Source organism: bacterium (genome assembly GCA_030247525.1).
Lineage (GTDB): Bacteria > Electryoneota > JAOADG01 > JAOADG01 > JAOADG01 > JAOTSC01.
In genome coordinates this window covers 1-2,855 of record JAOTSC010000261.1, presented here as the reverse complement: position 1 = coordinate 2,855, position 2,855 = coordinate 1, and the positions used below count along the sequence as shown (strand labels likewise).

Sequence of the window (2,855 nt, the reverse complement as noted above, 5' to 3'; positions counted from 1 at the left end):
TTGCGAGCGATGGGAAGCAGAGAGAGCATCCGTAACGATGGTGTAGACCGGTAGACCGCACAGCAGTACGAAGAGTAACCGTAAAGCAAACATTCGCATCGCAACCTCCCGGAATCTTTGAAGTAATTGCAATGTACTAACAGTGGTTTTTAAGTCAAAGGGTTCTCGCAGTAAAAATAAATCGCACAAAGAAAAGAGCGGCTGCCAGCCGCCCCTACGGTACGGGCGTGGAAGCCCGTAACCACTACGACAGGAATGTCGTGACCACACAAAAAGAAAAAGGGCGAATTGCAATTCGCCCCTACAAATAATGGAAATCTGAGATTACTTTTGGCGGTATTCAAAGCGTACGGGAACACCGGCAAAGCCAAACTTTTCTCGGAACTGCCGTTCGATGAACCTCTTGTACTGATCAGGTACCAACGCTGCATGAGAGCAGAATAGCGCAAAGCGCGGCGGTTCGGTTTTGATCTGAGTGATGTACTTAACACGGATGGTACGCGCCTTCACTGCGGGTGGTGGGCGTCCTTTCCAGAGCGGTTCAATCCACGCATTTAACTTACTGGTCGAGATTTTTGTTTTCCGCATTTCTGCAACTTGAATTGCTTGTTCGACAGTCTTAAAAATGCGTTGCTTTTCGTGAACCGAAACAAATCTGATCGGCACCGATTCGAGATGTGGGTAGCGATCTTTAAATTCCTGCTCTTTTTCACGAGTAGATTGTTCGTTCTTATCGACAGCATCCCATTTATTTACAGCGACGATTATACCGACCCCTTTGTTCCACGCATAATCGAGAATCGCATCGTCGGTAGTGCCAAAGCCAACCACGCCATCGACCATACAGATCGCGACGTCAGCATTATCCAAGGCACGGTAGCTTTTAATCATGGCGAATTGTTCGAGTCCGCGGTCGACTTTTCCCCGGCGACGTAATCCAGCGGTATCGGTAATGACAATCGTCTTTTCTTGAAAACGGATACGGGAATCGACGGCGTCGCGAGTGGTGCCAGCCATATCAGCAACCAACATTCGGTCTTCTCCCACCAATAAATTCACGAGGGAGGATTTCCCGGAATTCGGACGACCAACAATCGCGATACGATAATCAAACGGAGGTTCGAGTGCGAAAACCGCTTCAGGAATTTTCTCATAAATCGCATCGACTAATTCCCAAACATTTCTGCCATGCAACGCTGAGATAGGAAACGGTTCACCGGCGCCGAGCCGGAGGAATTGTCCGCTATTCCATTCCAATTGCGGGTTATCGGCTTTGTTGGCGACGACGATTAGTGGACGTTGCGCTTTGAGTAATTGCTTCGCGATCCGCATATCCTCTTCGGCTGGGCCCGTGACCGCATCGACCAGCAACAAGGAAAGGTCAGCTTCCTGAGCGGCAAAAAAGGCCTGATCGCGGATACCGGCTTCGATCTGCGCCATCGAACCGAGCACAATACCGCCGGTATCGACGACGTCGAAGGCTCGCTCACCCCATTCTGCCACGCCGTACAAACGATCACGGGTGACACCCGGTTGATCGTCGACAATGGCGTTGCGGCTGCGAGTAAAGCGATTGAACAACGTTGATTTGCCAACGTTGGGTCGTCCGATAATTGCTACTAATGGTCGTCTCATGGTTCCGATTCTCAGATCAATTTTTCTGAGTTATTCTGACATTTTGTTGTGACACGATAGTTAATAAGAATTCTGTAAAGTTGCTCAGACAAGATTGTCTGAGCTACAGTGTACAATTGAAAAACTAATTGACAGACAGCATTTTGCGAAGCAATGGGGCAAAACTGCCGGGATAGGTAACTACCGGCGGGTGGACCACCGCTCCCTGTAACTCGGTCAATGTCCAATCGTCAAGGAAGAGCCCATCGCCGTTGACGACATCGGGGGGAATCACGATTAAGTCGCCGAGGTTCCCATGTTTCTCCAATTGCTGCCAGATGTCCTGCCCGGTTAACAAATTCGCGACAGTTACAACATCTCCCCAAAATACGTTTTTTGTTTCGATAACTTCAATCGTCAATTGGGGAACCTGCTGCATGATAATCGGGGCTATCCGTTCCCGGAGCCAAACCGCCGCCGAATGTCCGGTAAGCCACGTCCACTTGACATCGCGCGGCAACCGTTTGATCCATCGCGGTGCTTCGGCAATGGTATCGAGTTCCATTTTCCGCATCATCCCGACCCCGTTTTCGATTTGATCGAACCTACCGTAGTACTCGGCGGCAGGCGGCTCGATCTCCGCGATGCAAAACCACTCGTCGGCGCAATAGACCAACGGATTTTGGTTGGGACGCGTCTTCGCAAATTCGTCACGCCAATACCAATGCTGTTCGATAACGGCGCGCGCTTCGTCGGGAGTGGGTGTGCGCAGTTCTTCCAATCCGCGCCGATACTTCGTTAAGCCGACCGGCACCAAAGCTAACGTACCATCGTCGGTGAGAAGTTTTCCTAACGTATCGACCGATTCCCGCAAAATATCGCCGTCGTTCCATTCGGGAATGACTACGATTTGAGCATGTACCGTAACGCCGCCGCGCACCAACTTCTCAATTTTCGGGACGACGGGATCAGGTTTCTCGATGCCAAGTAACAGTTGATGAACGGCGGTATTCGTCGCATGTACCGAGATGTATTGCGGCGATAATTTCTCTTCGATGATCCGATCAAGCTCCGCTTCCTGCACATTGGTCATCGTTATGAAGTTGCCGTGGAGGAAGCTGTACCGGTAATCGTCATCCTTGATGTGGAGCGTCCGCCGCATTTCCGGCGGCTGTTGATCGACAAAACAGAATACGCATTTGTTCCGACACTGGCGAATCGCAAGCGGCGGAAGCGTGATT

1 protein-coding gene and 1 pseudogene are annotated in these 2,855 nt (G+C 50.7%); both read right to left on the bottom strand.

All coding sequences use genetic code 11. From position 1 onward, the window contains the following. Positions 1-324 precede the first annotated feature (324 nt). Positions 325-1,617: pseudogene (gene der / locus OEM52_14720) on the bottom strand (ribosome biogenesis GTPase Der). Between the two features lie 142 nt (positions 1,618-1,759). Further along, positions 1,760-2,855 (bottom strand): DUF512 domain-containing protein (locus OEM52_14715; GenBank protein ID MDK9701386.1); only part of this gene is annotated, 1,096 nt, incomplete at its 5' end.